At 66.1% G+C, this 17,395-nt stretch carries 14 protein-coding genes; 9 read left to right on the top strand and 5 right to left on the bottom strand.

What is annotated here, in order from left to right; translation table 11 throughout:
• Window positions 1–154 precede the first annotated feature (154 nt).
• From ACN8ZM_RS18625 to ACN8ZM_RS18610, 4 genes are all read left to right on the top strand, one after another.
• Window positions 155–1,117 (top strand): helix-turn-helix domain-containing protein, encoded by a 963-nt coding sequence (locus ACN8ZM_RS18625; RefSeq protein ID WP_043180400.1) that lies wholly within the window; start codon window positions 155–157, stop codon window positions 1,115–1,117.
• A gap of 127 nt (window positions 1,118–1,244) precedes the next feature.
• Entirely contained in the window at window positions 1,245–2,189 is a 945-nt protein-coding gene (locus ACN8ZM_RS18620) for a GlxA family transcriptional regulator (RefSeq protein ID WP_043180401.1), read from the top strand.
• 502 nt (window positions 2,190–2,691) lie between these two features.
• Window positions 2,692–4,404: a peptidase gene (locus tag ACN8ZM_RS18615; protein WP_420212003.1), complete on the top strand. Its 1,713-nt coding sequence runs from the start codon at window positions 2,692–2,694 to the stop codon at window positions 4,402–4,404.
• A gap of 79 nt (window positions 4,405–4,483) precedes the next feature.
• A complete protein-coding gene (locus ACN8ZM_RS18610) occupies window positions 4,484–5,737 on the top strand; it encodes a M20/M25/M40 family metallo-hydrolase (RefSeq protein ID WP_420212002.1) in 1,254 nt (417 codons plus the stop codon).
• Window positions 5,738–5,798: 61 nt separating this feature from the next.
• Here the strand turns inward: ACN8ZM_RS18610 and ACN8ZM_RS18605 are convergent, their stop codons facing one another.
• The gene (locus ACN8ZM_RS18605; protein WP_420212001.1) at window positions 5,799–6,503 is read right to left on the bottom strand and encodes a GNAT family N-acetyltransferase; all 705 of its coding nucleotides are present in this window, start codon (window positions 6,501–6,503) and stop codon (window positions 5,799–5,801) included.
• 119 nt (window positions 6,504–6,622) lie between these two features.
• Between ACN8ZM_RS18605 and ACN8ZM_RS18600 the strand changes: the two genes are divergently transcribed.
• From ACN8ZM_RS18600 to ACN8ZM_RS18585, 4 genes are all read left to right on the top strand, one after another.
• The gene (locus ACN8ZM_RS18600; protein ID WP_043180408.1) at window positions 6,623–6,982 is read left to right on the top strand and encodes a YbjQ family protein; all 360 of its coding nucleotides are present in this window, start codon (window positions 6,623–6,625) and stop codon (window positions 6,980–6,982) included.
• Between the two features lie 941 nt (window positions 6,983–7,923).
• A complete protein-coding gene (locus ACN8ZM_RS18595) occupies window positions 7,924–8,733 on the top strand; it encodes a 2OG-Fe(II) oxygenase family protein (protein ID WP_420212000.1) in 810 nt (269 codons plus the stop codon).
• A 37-nt stretch (window positions 8,734–8,770) separates the two neighbouring features.
• A complete protein-coding gene (locus ACN8ZM_RS18590; protein ID WP_043180410.1) occupies window positions 8,771–9,397 on the top strand; it encodes a DUF47 domain-containing protein in 627 nt (208 codons plus the stop codon).
• A gap of 13 nt (window positions 9,398–9,410) precedes the next feature.
• Complete coding sequence (locus tag ACN8ZM_RS18585; protein WP_043180412.1) at window positions 9,411–10,421, top strand: inorganic phosphate transporter; 1,011 nt, start codon at window positions 9,411–9,413, stop codon at window positions 10,419–10,421.
• Between the two features lie 19 nt (window positions 10,422–10,440).
• Here ACN8ZM_RS18585 and cysS read toward each other — a convergent pair whose 3' ends face one another.
• The 4 genes from cysS to betC form a co-directional block, all read right to left on the bottom strand.
• Entirely contained in the window at window positions 10,441–11,871 is a 1,431-nt protein-coding gene (cysS, locus tag ACN8ZM_RS18580; RefSeq protein ID WP_420211999.1) for a cysteine--tRNA ligase, read from the bottom strand.
• 387 nt (window positions 11,872–12,258) lie between these two features.
• Window positions 12,259–13,398 carry a porin gene (locus ACN8ZM_RS18575; RefSeq protein WP_043180415.1) on the bottom strand — a complete coding sequence of 380 codons (1,140 nt, stop codon included), beginning with the start codon at window positions 13,396–13,398 and terminating at the stop codon, window positions 12,259–12,261.
• Between the two features lie 259 nt (window positions 13,399–13,657).
• Entirely contained in the window at window positions 13,658–14,623 is a 966-nt protein-coding gene (choX, locus tag ACN8ZM_RS18570; RefSeq protein WP_420211998.1) for a choline ABC transporter substrate-binding protein, read from the bottom strand.
• A gap of 45 nt (window positions 14,624–14,668) precedes the next feature.
• The gene (gene betC, locus ACN8ZM_RS18565; protein ID WP_205823443.1) at window positions 14,669–16,204 is read right to left on the bottom strand and encodes a choline-sulfatase; all 1,536 of its coding nucleotides are present in this window, start codon (window positions 16,202–16,204) and stop codon (window positions 14,669–14,671) included.
• A 252-nt stretch (window positions 16,205–16,456) separates the two neighbouring features.
• Between betC and ACN8ZM_RS18560 the strand changes: the two genes are divergently transcribed.
• Window positions 16,457–17,362: a choline sulfate utilization transcriptional regulator gene (locus ACN8ZM_RS18560; protein WP_420211997.1), complete on the top strand. Its 906-nt coding sequence runs from the start codon at window positions 16,457–16,459 to the stop codon at window positions 17,360–17,362.
• The last annotated feature ends 33 nt before the right edge of the window (window positions 17,363–17,395 follow it).

Here is a 17,395-nt window from a genome sequence, read left to right as displayed (position 1 = left end):
CGATTCGGGATATTGGAAAACCGCCTGAAAGCCACGCCGGCTGGCGGCTTCCGACCCTCTGACGAATGTGCCCGGAATAGCGCTCCCCCTTATTGCGCCGACCGCACGGTCGGTTTAATCTTGCGCGGTCCTGATCGATGCACCTGGAGGCGCTGTGTTCGTGTTTCACGAGAGGTTCGACAACGCGGACCGGCATGCCGAGGCGCTGCGCGGCTGGAACCAGCGTTACGACCAGATCGGCTCCGGCCCGTATCGCAGCGCGATCAAGCATGCGGTGCTGGACGGCATGCAGCTGTTCCAGGAAGCCGCCAACGTTCGCATCATCCAGCGCGGACGATTGCCGCATGACCATACGGTGTTCGGCATGCCGCTCACCGGCTCGGGTGCGTTCGCATTCGGCGGCGTGCGCATCGAACACGGCACGATGGTGATGGCGCGCGGCGGTGCGCCGTTCGAGCTGCATTCGCCCGACGACATGTCGCTGATCGGCGTCGTCGCCGACGGCGAACTGATGCAGCAGGTCGAGGATGCGGCCGACGTCCACCTCGACGAAGCCACACTGCGACGCGGCATCGTCGACATGCCCAACGCCGTGCTGATGCGCGCGAGTGTGCAGATCGCCACGCAACTCGAGCGCGTGCTGTCGGCACCCGATACCTACCGCGACGCACGCGCGCAGCGCGAACTGCGCGGCGAGATCGGCAACGTGCTCGTCGATCTCCTCACCTACCGGATTCCCGAACCGTCGAACCGTCTCACGCACGCCTGCCGCGCCGACATCGTGCGCCGCGTGCACGACTACGTGATCGGCCATCCCGAAGCACCGGTCGACGTGCTGAGCCTGTGCGCGCAATTGCGCGTGAGCCGGCGCACGATGCAGAACAGTTTCCAGTCGGTCGTGCAGACCAGCCCGCTGCACTACGTGCGCTCGCTGCGCCTGTCGCAAGTGCGGCGCATGCTGCTCGATACGCGGCAGGCCGACCTGCCGATCAGCGACGTAGCCGCGCGCTGGGGCTTCATCCATCTCGGCCATTTCGCGAACGCGTACAAGGCGCAGTTCGGCGAGTTGCCGTCGACCACCGCGCGCCGCTCCGTGCGCGGCGCAAAAACGCGCTGACGCCGCGCAAAACCCGCGATAATCTCCCGCTGACCGTTCGGCGCGCGCGAGCCGGCCGCAACGCATGCCCATCCGCTCGCCGCCCCGTGCGATGCGCGACGACCACCGGATTCCATCCCCTGCCCCGATGCCCGAGGATTTTCACTTCCTGCTGCTGCCCGGCTTCTCCGCGCTTGGCTTCATGTCCGCGGTCGAACCGCTGCGCGTCGCGAACCGCTTTCGCACCGAGCTCTATCGCTGGCACGTGATCAGCGCCGACGGCGCGCCCGTCGCCGCGAGCAACGGCATTCCGGTCGCCGCCGAAGCCGCGTGCGCGGAGGTCGACAAGGTCGATACGGTGTTCGTCGTCGCAGGCTTCGATCCCCTGACGTGCTATACGCGCGCGATCGGCGACTGGCTGCGCCGCCAGCACCGTCATGGTGCAACGCTCGGCGGCATCGACACCGGCAGCTTCGTGCTCGCGGAAGCCGGGCTGTTCGACGCGTCGCAGCCGCTCACGCTGCACTGGGAAGCGCTGGCCGCGTTCCGTGAACGCTACCCCGGCCTGAACGCGACGCAGGAGCTGTTCGAGATCGACGAGCGGCGCATCACGTGCGCGGGCGGCACCGCGTCGATCGACATGATGCTCGACCTGATCGGGCGGCGGCACGGCGCCGATCTCGCGGCGGCGATCTCCGAGCAGTTCGTCGTCAGCCGGATCCGGCAGCGCTCGGACAGCCAGCGGCTCGAGATTGCGGCGCGCTACGGCGTGCACAACCGCAAGCTGATCCAGGTGATCGGCACGATGCAGCGGCACATGGAAAACCCGCTCGGCTCCGATGCGCTCGCGCAGGAGGTATCGATCACGCGGCGCCAGCTCGAGCGGCTGTTCAGCGCGACGCTGAACGACACGCCGACGCATTTCTATCTGAACCTGCGCCTCGATCGCGCACGTGAACTGCTGCAGCAGACCGACATGAGCATCACCTCGGTATGCGTCGCCTGCGGGTTCGAATCGCCGTCGCATTTCTCGCGCACGTATCGCGCGCGATTCGGCTTGAGCCCGCGTAGCGACCGGCGTGCGACGCGCTGATCGTCACGGGTTTCAAGCACAATCCGGCGCGGTATTGCGCGTTCCGGCAGCGTTTCCCGACGCTCGCTGAACAATGCCGGTGATTGATCGACGGACTGAAGCGGTCATCGAAAATAAATTGGAATGTCGCTGAAAATGTTCTGTAACATACCAAAAAAAGTTAGATAGGCAGCCTAACGACATGCGTGCCGCATCCCGACGCATGTCGAGCGCCGCGGGCTGCCAACCGATATCGATCCGATCCGAGGGGTATGACATGACGATGCACGATTCTCCGTCGCCGCACCTGCCTGCCGTTCGCTTCTTCGCGCGCTTCTCGGCCTGCTTCTCCCGCTCTTCGCCCGCCTGTTTCTTTTCGACCTGACATTTAGGGTTCCTTAGTCAGTCGACACCCCCAACACCGCTTCGCCGCACCGGCTCCATCGAGCCGGCGCACGGGCCGTGTCGTGCCTGCGCGCCACGAACGCGCGGGCGTGTCCAACCGTTGAGATGAGGATCACGTATGCAGACATCACGCAAAGCACTGCCGCTCGCCCTGGGTCTCGCGCTCGGTTTCGGCATCGTCGGCGGCACCGCGGCCGATACGAAAGTGTCGAATCCGCAAGCAACGAGCCTGCGCGAAAGCCTGACACGCGGCGTCACGCCGCCGGCCGCCAAGGCCGATACGGCCGCCGGGCAGTTCCGCGCCGACGGCGTCGCCGTCACGCTGTACGCCCCCGCGTATCGCGCGAAGAAAACCGCCACGACGCCCGCTGCTACCGCACGCGACTTCGTCGCGTCGCAGGCCACGCAGCTCGGGCTCGACGCGACCGCGCTCGCAAGCCTCGTCGTCACGTCGGAGCGCAGCGATGCCGATTTCACCGTCGTGCGCCTGCAGCAGCAGGCAGCCGGATTGCCCGTGTACGGCAGCGATATCGCGGTGACGGTCGCGAAGGACGGCCGCATCCTGTACGTCGCGAGCAACACGATCAACGGCGTGGTCGCGACCTCGCGCAAGTCGCAGGCCGTCGACCAGCAACAGGCGCTCGACCGCGCCCGCGCGTATCTCGGCGTGAGCGGCTTCACGAACCTGGATGCGCAGCTCGTCGCCTTCGTCGACAAGGCCGGCACGCATACCGCGTGGAAAGTGCGCGGCCGCCCGAACGACGGCCCGAAAGGCGACTGGGAACTGCTGATCGACTCGGGCAGCGGCGAAGTGCTGCGCGCCGAGGACAAGGCGTTCTACGCGACCGACGGCACGGGCTTCGTGTTCCGGCCCGACCCGCTGTCGCCGACCAAAAGCAGCTACGGCAGCACGGGCTACAAGGACAACAACGACGCCGATTCGTCGCAACTCACCGCCGCACGCGTGCGCGTGACCTTGAAGGATCTCGCGCAGTCGGGCGCGCGTTACTCGCTGTCGGGCCCGTATGCGGTATGCGTCGATTTCGACGCGCCGCTCGACAACGCGTGCCCCGTACAGTCGACGCCCGCGTTCGAATTCACGCGCGGCAACCTGTATTTCGAGGCCGTGAACGCGTACTACCACATCGACACGTTCCTGCGTTACGTGAACCAGACGCTCGGCATCAAGGCGATGCCGTACCAGTACACGGGCGGCGTGCAGTACGACCCGCACGGCGAATCGGGCGACGACAACTCGTCGTATTCGTCGAGCAGCGGCCGGCTGACCTTCGGGCAAGGCGGCGTCGACGATGCGGAGGACGCGGACGTCGTGATCCACGAGCTCGGGCACGGCATCCACGACTGGGTGACGAACGGCGGCCTGTCGCAGCAGGAAGGGTTGTCGGAAGGCACCGGCGACTATCTCGCCGCCGCGTACAGCCGTGACTTCAACCAGTGGAGCCCGTCGGATGCGCAGTACCACTGGGTCTACAACTGGGACGGCCACAACGAGTTCTGGGGCGGCCGCGTGACCAACTGGAACGTCGGGCGCACCTATGCGCAGGCGCGCGGCGCGGAGATCCATACGGCCGGCCAGTACTGGGCCTCATGCAACCTCGTCGCGCGCGACGCGATCGGTGCGCAGGCGATGGACAAGGCGTTCCTGAAGGGGTTGTCGATGACCAACGGCTCGACCAACCAGAAGGCCGCCGCGCAGGCCGTGCTGACGGCTGCGTCCGCACTGGGCTACAGCAGCGCGCAGCTCACCGCGATCGGCAATGCGTACAACCAGAGTTGCACGTACGGCGTGATCGTACCGAAGAAGTCGTAATTCCGCAGCAGGCGGGGGCGTATCGCACGACCTGCGGCACGCCCTCTTCCTCGACATCGCCATCCTCACGAGATCGAACATGCCTACTCTGAAACTGACCCGCCTGAGCGCCGCGCTCGGCGGCATGCTGCTGACCGCCGCCGCGCACGCGACGCCGGTATGGATCACGCTCGGCGACGCGGCGTTCCGCCAGTTGCAACGCATCGACGCGAGCGCCACCGCGCAATACAGCACGACGCTCGACGCCGGCAAGACGGCCGACGGCGCCGCGCGCCGCGAAACCGTCCACGTCGTCGAGATCGACGATTCACGGCTCGGCGAGCTGGCCCATGCCGTCCACCATACGCGCGGCCACGGGCCCGGCTATGTCGTGCACGACTCGTTCGACGAAGCACGTCAGGCACTGCAGCCGTTGCCGCCGACCCTCGCGAAGCAGGCCGCCGCCTCCGTGTACAAGGTCTCGAATGCGCCGCAGATCGGCACGTGGATCCAGCAGCTGCAGGCCAGCAACATCGTCGGCACGATCACGTCGCTGTCCGGCTTCACGAACCGCTACTACACGACGTCGCACGGCGTCGCCGCATCGGACTGGCTCGCCTTGCAGTGGAAGCAACTGGCCGGTTCGCGCGCCGACATCGCCGTCGAACAGTTTGCACACACGGGCTTTCCGCAGAAATCCGTGATCCTGACGATCCGCGGCAGCGATCCGGCCGCGGGCACCATCGTGCTGGGCGGCCACCTCGATTCGACGGTCGGCCGCACGACGGAGAACACGCGCTCGCCCGGCGCGGACGACGATGCGTCGGGTATCGCCAGCCTCACCGAAGCGCTGCGCGTGCTGCTGGCGAACAACTACCGGCCGAAGCGGACGATCAAGTTCGTCGGGTACGCGGCCGAGGAAGCCGGCCTGCTCGGCTCGAAAGCAATCGCGAAGCAGTTCCGCGCGCAGAATGCGAACGTGATCGGCGTGCTGCAACTCGACATGACGAACTACAAGGGCGATCCGAAGGATATCTACCTGATCACCGACTACACGAACGCGTCGCAGAACACCTACCTGACGAATCTGGCGAAGATCTACCTGCCGGAACTCGCGATCGGTACGTCGCAGTGCGGGTATGCGTGCTCGGATCACGCGTCGTGGAATGCGCAAGGGTATCCGGCGTCGTTCCCGTTCGAGGCCGACCAGAACGACAGTCCGTATATCCATACCGTGAACGACACGCTGGAGAATTCGGATCGGCAGGCGAATCACGCGTTGAAGTTCGGCAAGCTGGCGCTGGCCTACGCGGTCGATCTCGGTGGCAATGGCGGCACCGCTGTAAAGCCCTGACGGCGTGCGGCCGGGAAGGAGGCGGCGGCATGTGCTTCCTTCCCGGCGCCCCCGGACAAATTCAGATGATCTCGTCCAGCGTCCCGTAAAGACGCATGCCCACCGCCCGCGCAACTGCCGCGGAAGCCGGATTGTCGAGCTGGCACCGGTACTGCGGCTCCAGCCCTTCGCGACAGGCCGCGACACTCATCGCGCGCACGACGCCGCGCGCGTGGCCGTTGCCCCTGAATTCAGGCAGCGTCAGCACGCCCATGTCGGCCAGGCAGGAATGCCACCACGCATAGACGCTACCCGCGCATACCAGCCGAACCTGCTCGAATGCACCGAAGACGCGCCAATGATCGAGTTCGACGCTGGCCGTATCGAAGTCGTCCGCCGGCATCGCGGCGGTGAATGCGTCGAATACCGGTCGATCCGCCGGCGTCAGCGCCCGGACCGTCGCGGGAATCGCGTGATTCGGCAGATCGGCCAGGGCCGGCGCGGAATAGTAGAAAAGATTGTCCGCACCACACAAACCGCCGCCCGAGGCCGACAGGCGATCGACGAACGCGGCCATCGTCCACGCATCCGCTTCCTCCAGGCGCAGCGTGTGCGCAACCTTTTCCTGCACGACGATCCGGTTTTTCCCGTCGGTCGGCACGAGGATCATGCCCTGCTCGTCGTCGAGCGCGGAACTGACGGCGATCTGCAGATCGTTGCCGTCATGAACGCATCGGTCTCCCGAAAACTTCTGCTGCCAGAACGCGTCGATCCATTCGTTAAACACTGCCCACCTCTCGATTGTTTGACCGGCCGCCTCGCGATACCGCGACGGGCTCACCGCCAGCTTCGTGCGCGCGTCCGGATAGAATCGGCGTTCGACCACTCCGCTTTCGAGGTTCCGCCATGACCGATACCAGCCGCTCCTTCGACGATCTGTCGCCCGCTCGCGTCACGACGGCTTTCGACCTGCCCGGCCACACGACCGTCCGCTCGCTCGGCGTCGCGCAAGGCATCATCGTGCGCTCGCGCTCGATCGTCGGCTCGTTCGGCGCATCGCTGCAGACGATCTTCGGCGGCAACATCACGCTCTATACGTCGCTGTGCGAGAAGGCCCGCCAGCACGCCTTCGACAAGATGCTCGCCGATGCGCGCAAGCTCGGCGCGAATGCGATCGTCGCGATGCGCTACGACTCGACCGAGATCGGGTCGGGGGTAACCGAAGTCATTTGCTACGGCACGGCCGTCGTCGTCGAACCGACATGATGCCGGACGCCGGCGAACCGCGTGACGCCGTTCCGCCGGACCGGCCGGCCGTGCGCCGCCCGCTGTCCCGAAATTGTTTCGACGCATCGCCGGCCGTACCCGATCGCACCCGGGCAACCTGCCGGCGAAGCCGCGTAAAACGCATGCGAAGTTTTCGATTGACGCGCCGCGCGGTTCCCTCTTAACATCGCACTCGTTTTCATTCATGGAGGCTTCTGTGCCTACCGATGCGAGTTGTAGTTGGTCCTGTACCAACCTGACTGCCGCCTGAGGAAGCTTCGCAGAGCCTTGTCTTCTGCCGCATCCCGGGATAGCAGGATGCGGTGTCTTTCAGGATCGGCGTGCCGTCGATCCGAAATTCCCGTACTCGACAATTCAATCGCCGCTCGACACTTGGGCGGCTTCCGTACGTGACCCGCGTCGCGTGCGCGTGTCCGGCCGCATGCTCGCGCGTGCGCAGCCCAGGTTCACGCACGTGTTGCGCAAATAGACAGGAGTTCGAAATGGACGACGACCCTAGCCGATTAAGCTGCGCCGGCGCGCGTTCGCACGCCATGCCGGCGAACACCCGACTCCCAGCCTCTTATCAGCCGATCGCGCCCGACGCGGCGCGGCGGGAAGCGTTCGTCCGTCGTTGACGTCGTGACGCTCCCGCCGTGTGCCGCCCGGCGCCTGGAGCACGCATGACACGACTCGATATCTCCGCTCAGCCGCACCGGCAACACCGGCTCGGCCACGGCAGCCGCAAGGACGCTCACCCGCGTCGCCACCTCATACGTCATGTGCGTCTAGCCGCCACGGTTCCGTCACACGCTCCGCGATGACGCCGACCGGATCGCGCACACCACGCCCCGCCTTCTCATGTGCCGGCAACGCGGCAACGACCGCCGTTCGGCACCACGCCATGTCCGATGTACCGGGAGAACACCATGCAAAACCGTATGAAACTCCACGCCAGCCGGCTGATCCGCGACAGCTACGTCTACTTCAAGATGCCGTACGCACTGCTCATGCATTTCGACCGGGTCGCGGCAGCCTATGACCAGCTGGATCGCAAGCAAAAGCTCGCGTTCTCGTTTCCGGACCAGACCGACGGCTTCCTGCCGTTCGGGCTCGAATACTCGCATACGCCCGAGCGGCCGGATCTGTGCGACCGATTCTGCTACTGGGTCGCGCGCCGCGACGCGCATCGCGGCTTTCCGCTGGTGAAGTCCACGTTCTACCGCGAGTTGGCCGCCTATGAAGCCTGCATCAGCGCGATCGCGCAGGATCTGCTCGACGCGGTGTGCGACAACCTCGGCGGCACGCCGCAGCCGCCGGTCCGGCACAGCTCCTACCTGCAGCTCTGCGCGTACGACCAGCATCACGGCAGCCATGACCGCGCGTATCTGCAGGATCCGCACGAAGACGGCCACCTGCTGTCGTTCATCCGGCCGACCGCACCCGGCTTGATCCTGCTGCCGGATGCGTCGCCGATTTCCGCGCTACCGCGGTCCGACGAAATGATCGTGCTGGCCGGCTCGCTGCTCGAAGCGCTCACCGACGGCGAAGTGCCGGCGATGCAGCATGCCGTCGAACGCCCGCGCACACGCACACCGCGCAAGTCGCTGATGTACTTCGTCAATCCCGACCTGTCGGCCGGGCACGCCAGCACGATCGTCAACCAGCGTCCGCTGGACTTGCGCGCGCTCGCGGAACGCCGGCACGTCGCGTTCGGCAACCGCATGCTGTGCCGCCCGTGCGCAGCCTGACCCGCGTCATTCCGCCCACCTTTTCCCCGGAGAATCCATGCTTGGACGCTTCCTCCCCGTCGAAAACCGGTTTTTCGACCTCTTCGACACGCATGCGCAGCACATCGTCCTGGCCGCGTGCGAGGTTCAGATGCTTCTCGACAATCTCGACGATGCCGAGCTGGCCATGGCCAACGTCCAGACCACCGAACGAACCGGCGACAAGCTCGCGCACGATGCGATCGACCTGTTGCACAAGACCTTCATCACGCCGCTCGATCGCGACGAGATCCACAAGCTGGTCACGACGATGGACGACATCCTCGACCTGATGGAGGACGTCGCGACCACCGTCGTGGTCTACGACCTGAAGTCGGTCACCGCGGAGGCCAGCGAACTCGCGGACATCGTCGTGCAGGCGGCGCTGCAGGCGCAAATCGCGGTGAACCGGCTGTCCGACATGAAGCTGTCGGCGGAGATCCTCAAGGCATGCGAAGAGATCGACACGCTCGAAACCCGTGCCGACCGCGTGCTGCGATCCGCGATATCGAAACTCTTTCGCGACGACATCGACGTGAAGACGCTCATCAAGCTGAAGGGCGTCTACGACCTGCTCGAACGCATTACCGACAAATTCGAGGATGTCGCGAACATCATCGAAGGCATCGTGCTGGAAAACGCCTGAGCGAATCAACAAGATGCATTCGATACAACTCGCCCTATGGATGGTCGCGACACTGGTGCTCGTCGCGCTCGTATTCGACTTCATGAACGGCTTTCACGACGCGGCGAACTCGATCGCCACCGTCGTGTCCACCGGGGTGCTGAAACCCCAGCAGGCCGTCGTGTTCGCGGCGGCGTTCAACGTCATCGCGTATTTCATCTTCCACCTGAAAGTCGCGCAGACCGTCGGTAAAGGCACGATCGATCCCGAGATCGTCGACCACTACGTCGTGTTCGGTGCGCTGATCGGTGCGATCGGCTGGAACGTGATCACGTGGTACTACGGGATTCCGTCGAGCTCGTCGCATGCGCTGATCGGCGGCCTGGTCGGCGCAGCGCTCGCGAAGTCCGGCTGGAGTTCGCTGAACATCGACGGGCTGCTGAAGACCATCGCGTTCATCTTCATTTCGCCGCTGCTCGGTTTCATCCTCGGCTCGCTGTTCATGCTCGGCGTGTCGTGGCTGTATTTCCGTACCGCACCCAGCAAGGTCGACCGGCGCTTCCGTCGGCTGCAACTGCTGTCGGCCGGGCTGTACAGCCTCGGCCACGGCGGCAACGACGCGCAGAAGACGATCGGCATCATCTGGATGCTGCTGATCGCGACGGGCTACGCGTCGGCGACCGCCGATGCGCCGCCCGCGTGGGTGATCGGCGCGTGCTACCTGTCGATGGGCCTCGGCACGCTGTTCGGCGGCTGGCGCATCGTGCGCACGATGGGCCAGAAGATCACGAAGCTCAAGCCGGTCGGCGGTTTCTGTGCGGAAACCGGCGGTGCGATGACGCTGTTCCTGGCATCGTTCCTCGGCATTCCGGTGTCGACCACGCACACGATCACCGGCGCGATCGTCGGCGTCGGCGCGACGCAGAAGCTGTCGGCCGTGCGCTGGGGCGTGGCCGGCAACATCGTGTGGGCGTGGGTGCTGACGCTGCCCGCGGCTGCGTTGTTCGCAGCCGGCGGATGGTGGCTTGGGCACCGGATCTTCTGATGCAGGCGGCCCGCGCGCTTCACCGCGGCGGGCTGCCCGTATCGGTCGAGCCCACCGTGATGCCGAACAGACGTTGACCTTCCGGCGTGTCCTCGACTCTCCAGCCCTCGGCGCTCAGCGCCGCCCGGATCCGGTCGGCTTGCGCCCAGTCCTTGCCTGCCCTCGCGCGCTCACGATCGTCGAGCAACACGCGGACGTGTTCCGGAACGTCGATCGCAACCGGCCGCCATTCACGCAAACCGAGGCCAAGCACGGCGTCGAAGCCGTCGACGGTCGCTTTCAGGGTCGCCGGCGGCAGATTGCTCCTGACCAGATCCCACAGCACCGCGAGCGCCCTGGGCAGATTCAGGTCCTCGTTCACTTCGGCGTCGAATCGCGCAGCGAAATCCGCATCGACACGCCCGCCGTCCGGCCAGCCGGCATAGACCTGCCGCAGCCGATTCAGTGCGGTTTGTGCCGCCTCGAGCGACGCCCACGAGAAACGCAGCTTGCTTCGATAATGGGCCGTCAGGCACAGGTAACGGTACGCGAGCGGATCGACATTCCGGCTCTGCAAGGTCTGCAGACGGACGAAATCGCCACTCGACTTCGACATCTTCGCATCGGCATCGGCCTCGTCCTCGGCCTCGCGTGTCAGAAAGTGCCCGTGCATCCAGTAATTCGCGAGCTGCGTGCCGTGGGCCGCCCGCGTCTGCGCGATCTCGTTGCTGTGATGCACGGCGACGTGATCCTCGCCGCCGCAATGGATATCGAACAAGGTCCCGAGATACTTCGCCGACATCGCCGAGCATTCGATATGCCAGCCCGGAAAGCCGCGCCCCCACGGGCTGTCCCATTCCATTTGCCGCTTGACGTCGGCCGGGCTGAACTTCCACAACGCAAAATCCGTGATGCTCCGCTTCTCGCCCAGCGCTACCCGCTTGCCCGCCTGCAGCCCGGTGCGGTCCAGCCGCGCGAGATAACCGTAGTCATCCTGCCGACTGGTATCGAAGTAGAGGCCGTCGTCCGTCCGATAGACGTAGCCGGCCCGGTCGAGCGTCTCGATGAACGCGATCTGTTCGGCGATGTGATCGGTGGCGCGGCACCAGACCGTCGGCTCGAGCAGGTGGAGCGCGCGCCAGTCCCGGACGAACGCCTCGGTGTAGCGCCGGGCGATCTCCCACGCCGATTCGCCGGTTCGACGGCTCCCCTTCTCCATCTTGTCTTCGCCTTCGTCCGCATCCGAAGTCAGGTGGCCGACGTCGGTGATATTGACGACGTGCCGGACCGCGTATCCGTTGCGCTCCAGCACGCGGCGCAGGAGATCCTCGAACACGTAGGTTCTCAGGTTGCCGATATGGGCATCGTCGTAGACCGTGGGGCCGCAGCAATACATGCCGACCTGCCCGGGATGGATAGGCGTGAACGGGCGCACGGTACGCGACCAGGTGTCATACAGCGCAAGCGGCATCGAGTTTCTCCGTCCGGAAAGGGTCGGCCCAAAAACAAAAAGGCCGCCTGTTTTGCATCACAGGCGGCCGGAAGGCGATTGCTTGAATGTTTAGCGAGTTCGCTAGACGCAACTTCCCCCAGGCATGTTCTGACAACATGCGCGGATCAGCGAGGAGGGGGAAATGGTGCGATCAAGCATGCGGACGATGCTAACGCCTATAGACGGCAATGGTCAACACCGTCGAGCCGTCGTTCCCGGTGACGATCCCGTGGCAGTGGCCACGCGGCCGGCACTGACCGGACGGATCTCATGCCCGCTTGCACCCGGCAAAAAAAAAGCGCGAACCTCGGTTCGCGCCAAAGAGAGACCTCTCGCTGAAGACGTCACTACCCCACACAACACTGCTCAGAACGAATGCCGCATCCCGATCCGCACGTCGGCCTGCGTCTGCGTCGTCGACGGCGTGAAGCTGTAGCCCACCACCGCATCCACGCCTTGCGACGCGCGCAGGTAATCGCCGGAGAGGTACACGTCCGTGCGCTTCGACAGCATGTAGTGCAGGCCCGCCGTGCCCTGGTTCCAGTGATGGCCTTCGAAGCGCGTGTGCTGGTAGCCGGCGATCAGGCTCAATGCCGGCGTGAACTGATACGAGCCGCCGCCTTCATAGACCTGCATGTGCGACGACTGGCCGAAGCCCTTGATCGTCGTGTACGAGAAGTTGCCGTCGAGCGTCAGCTTGCCGATCGTGTAGCTCGTGCCGATGCCGAAGGTGCCCTGGCTGTCGACATCCATCGGCGTGTTCGCGAACAGGTCGGTGCGTGCGCCGGTCGCCGGATCGACGGTGACGGTCTGCTGGCCGAGGAACGTATGCGTGCCGATCATCGCGTACGGGTCGAACGCATAGATGCCGTTCGGGTTGTTCAGGCGCGTGTACGCGGCACCGATCGAGAAGTCGCCCTTCGTGAAGCTCGCACCCGCGCTCCATGCGCTGTTGCGATGGAAGTTGCCCGCGACGTTGCCGAACGAGTACATCGCACCGAACTTGAAGCCGCTGAGGTCGTTCGACAGGAACTTCACCGAGTTCGGCAGGCGGTCGCCGTTGAAGCGGTCGAAGTCGCCCTGGTGGATCGCATAGCCGCTGCCCCACGCGGAGATGTTGTAGATCGATACGAGTTCGTTCGTGATGTCGAGCTGGTTACCGAACGACAGCGTGCCCCAGTCGTTCTGCAGGCCGACATACGCCTGGCGGCCGAATTCCGAGCCGCCGAAGCCGAGCTGCCCGGTGCCGAGGCGGAAGCCGCTCTCGAGGGTGAACACGGCCTTCAGGCCGCCACCAAGATCTTCCGTGCCCTTGAGGCCGAAGCGGTTCCCGTACGCGACGCCGTCGTCGAACTTGACCACGTGCGAGCCGCCCGTGTTGTTCACGTACGTGATGCCCGCGTCGAGAATCCCGTACAGCGTCACACTGCTCTGCGCATGCCCGATGGCAGGTACACAGGCCGCGCATGCAAGCGCGGCGGCTACGGCAACTTTCGTATGCTTCATTATCGACCACCCTCCCTGAACCGTTCGATGGAAAGAACCTCGTGCCGGCGCGCGCTGCGATGCGCCGGTGGATTCGAATTCGGTACGCCCGCTGGCTTTGGTATTTCGTTTTCCGCAATAACGCAGCCATTGGCGAAAAATACAAACCCATATTTCGCGCCACCCGTCTGAAGGCGACACCAAATGGTCACGATGCGACTGGTCGGGAAAACACGTAGACGGGCGGCACGGTAAAAACCGGCCGCCGCGAGGGCGGGAATCAGCGACCGTCGAGGGCCGCGCGCACGGCCGGCAGGCCCGGTGCGCCGGCCGCCGTCGTCACGCCGTCCAGCCAGCCGGCCACCAGCGCCGGGTCGGCCTTCAGCGCATGCTGCGCCGCGAGCGCGGGCGACGTCTTGTGGTCGAGCATGTCGGCGATCATCCGGTTCTCGACGTCGACCGAGAACGTCATCTGCCGGAACAGCCGCGCGAGGTTCCCGCACTGGCCGGCGAACCCGGCGCGCGTGACCGTATTGACCGTCGCGCCGCCGTAGTTCGGGCCGAAATACGCATCGCCGCCCGACAGGTAGGTCAGGTGGAACTTCGTGTTCATCAGATGCGGCTCCCACGCCAGAAACACGATCCAGCGCTTGTCGCGCACCGCGCGCTCGACCTGCGTGAGCATGCCCGTCTCGCTCGATTCGACGAGCGACCAGTTCGCCGGGCCGAGCGCATGGTCGGACAGCAGCCGCTTGATGTTCTGGTTCGCGGGCGCGCCGGGCTCGATCCCGTAGATCTTGCCGCCGAAGCGGTCCGCGTAGCGCGCGAGATCGGCGAACGTATGCACGCCGGCGGCCGCCACGTAATCGGGCACCGCGAGCGTGAACTTCGCGCCGCTCAGGTTCGCGTGCAGCACGTCGATCGATTTCTCGTCGACGAACGGCTTCACGAGCGGCGCCTGCGCGGGCATCCAGTTGCCGAGGAACACGTCGACCTGCCCTTTCTTGAGCCCCTGGTACGTGATCGGCACCGACAGGTTCGCCACGTCCTGCCGGTAGCCGAGCGCCTTCAGCACGACGCCCGCCATCGCGTTCGTCGCATCGATGTCGGTCCAGCCGGGCGCCGCCATCTTCACGTCGCTGCACGTCTGCGGGTCGGCCGCGTGCGCGGCCTGCGTCGTCATCACGCACGCGGCCGCGGCGAGCGCCGCGCCGATCCGGATTGCTGCATTGCATTGCCGTTCCATCGTCCGCTTCCTCCGTCGTTCGTCAGTGATCGCGATCCGGGACGCTCAGCGCCCGACGCGCGGAAAACGCGCCATCGCCTCGAGCGTGTCGAGTTCGATGTGATTGCGCATGTAGCGCTGGCTCGCGTCGGTGAACGGCTGCCAGTCCCACGCCTGGATGCGGCCCTGCGTCGTCGCCGCGTAATGGAAGCGCCGGCGCCGCTGGCTCGCGCGCACCTGCCGGTCCAGTTCGGGCAGGTTCCAGCGCTGCGCGGCTTGCGCGCGGAACGCGGCGAGCACGTCGGCCGCCTCCGGCGTGCCGGCGAGGTTCGTCAGCTCGCGCGGGTCGTCGGAGAGGTTGTAGAGCTGGTCGGGATCGGCCGGGCAATGCACGTACTTCCAGTCGCCGCTGCGGATCATCACGACCGGTGCAACCGCGCCTTCCGCGAGGTATTCGCCGAGCGCAACGTCGTGTGCGGGCGTGCCGTGCAGGTGCGGCACGAGGCTCGCGCCATCGACCGGGTCGGGCCAGCCGCCGGCCGGTGCGGCGCCGGCCAGGTCGACCAGGGTCGGCAGCAGGTCGACGTGCGACACGGGTCCGCGCACGCGCGCGGCACCGAAGCGGCCCGGCGCATGGACGATCAGCGGCACGCGGCAGCCGCCTTCGAAGAACGTCATCTTGTACCAGAGCCCGCGTTCGCCGAGCATGTCGCCATGGTCGGACGTGACGATCACGATCGTGTCGTCGGCGAATCCGCATTGTTCGAGCGCGGCCAGCACGCTGCCGAACTGCGTGTCGACGTAGGACGTCGCGCCGTAATAGGCGCGGCGCGCGGCGCGGATCTGCGCGTCGGTGGGCGGCGTGCGGTCGTTCTCGCAGACGAAGCGCAGCCGCTGCGAATGCGGATCGCTTTGCGCCGCGTCGAGCCGCACGGCCGGCATGTCGATCTCGTCGTCGCTGTATTGATCCCAGTATTCGCGCGTGATCGCATACGGGTCGTGCGGATGGGTCAGCGACACGACCATGCAGAACGGCCGTGCATCGTGCCCGGCCGCGCGTTCACGCGCGACGTCGTACAGCTTCTGTTTCGCGGCGAACGTGACCTCGTCGTCGAAATCGAGCTGGTTCGTGCGCACGCACGGGCCCGCCTCCAGCACCGAACTCATGTTGTGATACCAGCTCGGCCGCTCGGTCGGGCTGTCCCAGTCGGGCACCCAGCCGAAATCGGCCGGATAGATGTCGGTCGTGAGCCGCTCCTCGAAGCCGTGCAGCTGATCGGGCCCGCAGAAATGCATCTTGCCGGACAGCATCGTCCGATAGCCGCCCGCGCGCAGGTAGTGCGCGAACGTCAGCGTTTGCGCCGGTAATTCGGCGGCGTTATCGTAGGCGCCGATCCCCGACGGCAGCTTGCCGGTCAGCAGCGAGAAACGCGACGGCGCGCACAGCGGGCTCGCGCAATACGCGGCGTCGAATACGACGCCTTGCGCGGCGAGACGGTCCAGCGTCGGCGTGCGCGCGACGCGATTGCCATAGGCCGGCAGCGCGAACGGCGTGAGCTGGTCGGCCATCAGGATCAGGATGTTGGGTGTCGGGTTCGTCATCGGCAGTCGTGGGGAAAACGGTGTTCGAATGGAACGGCGCGCCGCTCGCGCGGCGAGACGTCCGGCATGACGGAAGCAGCACGAAGAAAGTGCCGCACGTGCGGCCCGCGACTGGCTAGAATCGCGGAATGCCTTGCGCGGCGGCCCTGAAGCGGGAGGCGAAGCGCATGTGCCGTACCGTCCGATGCACTATCGCCCGCCCGAATTCGCGCGGGAAGGCGTCCGGCCCTTATGGGGCCATTAGAGAGACTTATGTCGAAATCCGAACCGTTACCGTCGATGCAGGCGCTGCGCGCGTTCGAATCGGCCGCCCGGCTCGCGAGCTTCACGGCCGCCGCGCGCGAGCTCGGCTCCACCCAGCCGGCCGTGAGCCAGCAGGTGTTCCAGCTCGAGGCCGAACTGGGCGTGCCGCTGTTCGAGCGCAGCCCGCGCGGCGTCACGCTGACGGCCGACGGCCAGTGCCTGTACGAAGCGGTGCGGGTGAGCCTCGACACGCTGCGCGGCGCGACCGCGACCCTGCGTGCGCGCCGCGAGCATGGCGCGCTCACGATCGTCACCGACTTCGGCTTCGCGACCTACTGGCTGATGCCGCGCCTGGCCGGGCTGAAGCGCGTGATGCCGGATGTCGACGTGCGCGTCGTCACGTCACAGGATTACGACGCGCAGCGCGACCACGGCGACATCGCGATCCTGTTCGGCGACGGCCACTGGCCGTCGTGCACGGCCGCCCGCCTCTTTCCGGAATCGGTCACGCCCGTGTGCTCGCCCGCGTTCCGCGACGCGCACCCGCACGTCGCGCGGGCCGAGCACCTGCTCGGGATGCCGTTGCTGCACGTGCAGCCGACTCGCCCCGAGCGCTGGCTGTCGTGGTCCGGCTGGTTCGACGCGCACGGCCTCGATACGGCCGCCGCCGCGCGCGGCGTGACCTTCAACAGCTACGCGCTCGTGATCCATGCGGCGCTGCTCGGCGAAGGCGTCGCGCTCGGCTGGTCGCCGCTCGTCGACGAACTCGTCGCATCCGGGCAGCTCGTCAAGCTCGTCGACGCGCCGGTCGTCACGTCGCGCGGCTACTTCCTGGTGCGGCCGCCGCAGCGGCCCGAGCCGGACGCGACCCACGTGTTCCGGCGCTGGCTGCTCGACGCGTGCGCGAGCGCGTAACACCCCTTCCCGCCCCCGCGCGCTGGCGCACCG

Source organism: Burkholderia aenigmatica (assembly GCF_048627025.1).
GTDB lineage: Bacteria > Pseudomonadota > Gammaproteobacteria > Burkholderiales > Burkholderiaceae > Burkholderia > Burkholderia aenigmatica.
The sequence above is the reverse complement of the archived record's forward strand: the minus strand, read 5'-3'. Positions and strand labels throughout refer to the sequence as shown.

Coding starts and splice junctions, on each gene's coding strand:
- ACN8ZM_RS18575 (WP_043180415.1), bottom strand. CDS start 13,398: ATGAAGCATACGAAAGTTGCCGTAGCCGCCGCGCTTGCATGCGCGGCC.
- choX (WP_420211998.1), bottom strand. CDS start 14,623: ATGGAACGGCAATGCAATGCAGCAATCCGGATCGGCGCGGCGCTCGCC.
- ACN8ZM_RS18615 (WP_420212003.1), top strand. CDS start 2,692: ATGCAGACATCACGCAAAGCACTGCCGCTCGCCCTGGGTCTCGCGCTC.
- ACN8ZM_RS18620 (WP_043180401.1), top strand. CDS start 1,245: ATGCCCGAGGATTTTCACTTCCTGCTGCTGCCCGGCTTCTCCGCGCTT.
- ACN8ZM_RS18600 (WP_043180408.1), top strand. CDS start 6,623: ATGACCGATACCAGCCGCTCCTTCGACGATCTGTCGCCCGCTCGCGTC.
- ACN8ZM_RS18560 (WP_420211997.1), top strand. CDS start 16,457: ATGTCGAAATCCGAACCGTTACCGTCGATGCAGGCGCTGCGCGCGTTC.
- ACN8ZM_RS18590 (WP_043180410.1), top strand. CDS start 8,771: ATGCTTGGACGCTTCCTCCCCGTCGAAAACCGGTTTTTCGACCTCTTC.
- ACN8ZM_RS18595 (WP_420212000.1), top strand. CDS start 7,924: ATGAAACTCCACGCCAGCCGGCTGATCCGCGACAGCTACGTCTACTTC.
- ACN8ZM_RS18585 (WP_043180412.1), top strand. CDS start 9,411: ATGCATTCGATACAACTCGCCCTATGGATGGTCGCGACACTGGTGCTC.
- ACN8ZM_RS18610 (WP_420212002.1), top strand. CDS start 4,484: ATGCCTACTCTGAAACTGACCCGCCTGAGCGCCGCGCTCGGCGGCATG.
- cysS (WP_420211999.1), bottom strand. CDS start 11,871: ATGCCGCTTGCGCTGTATGACACCTGGTCGCGTACCGTGCGCCCGTTC.
- betC (WP_205823443.1), bottom strand. CDS start 16,204: ATGACGAACCCGACACCCAACATCCTGATCCTGATGGCCGACCAGCTC.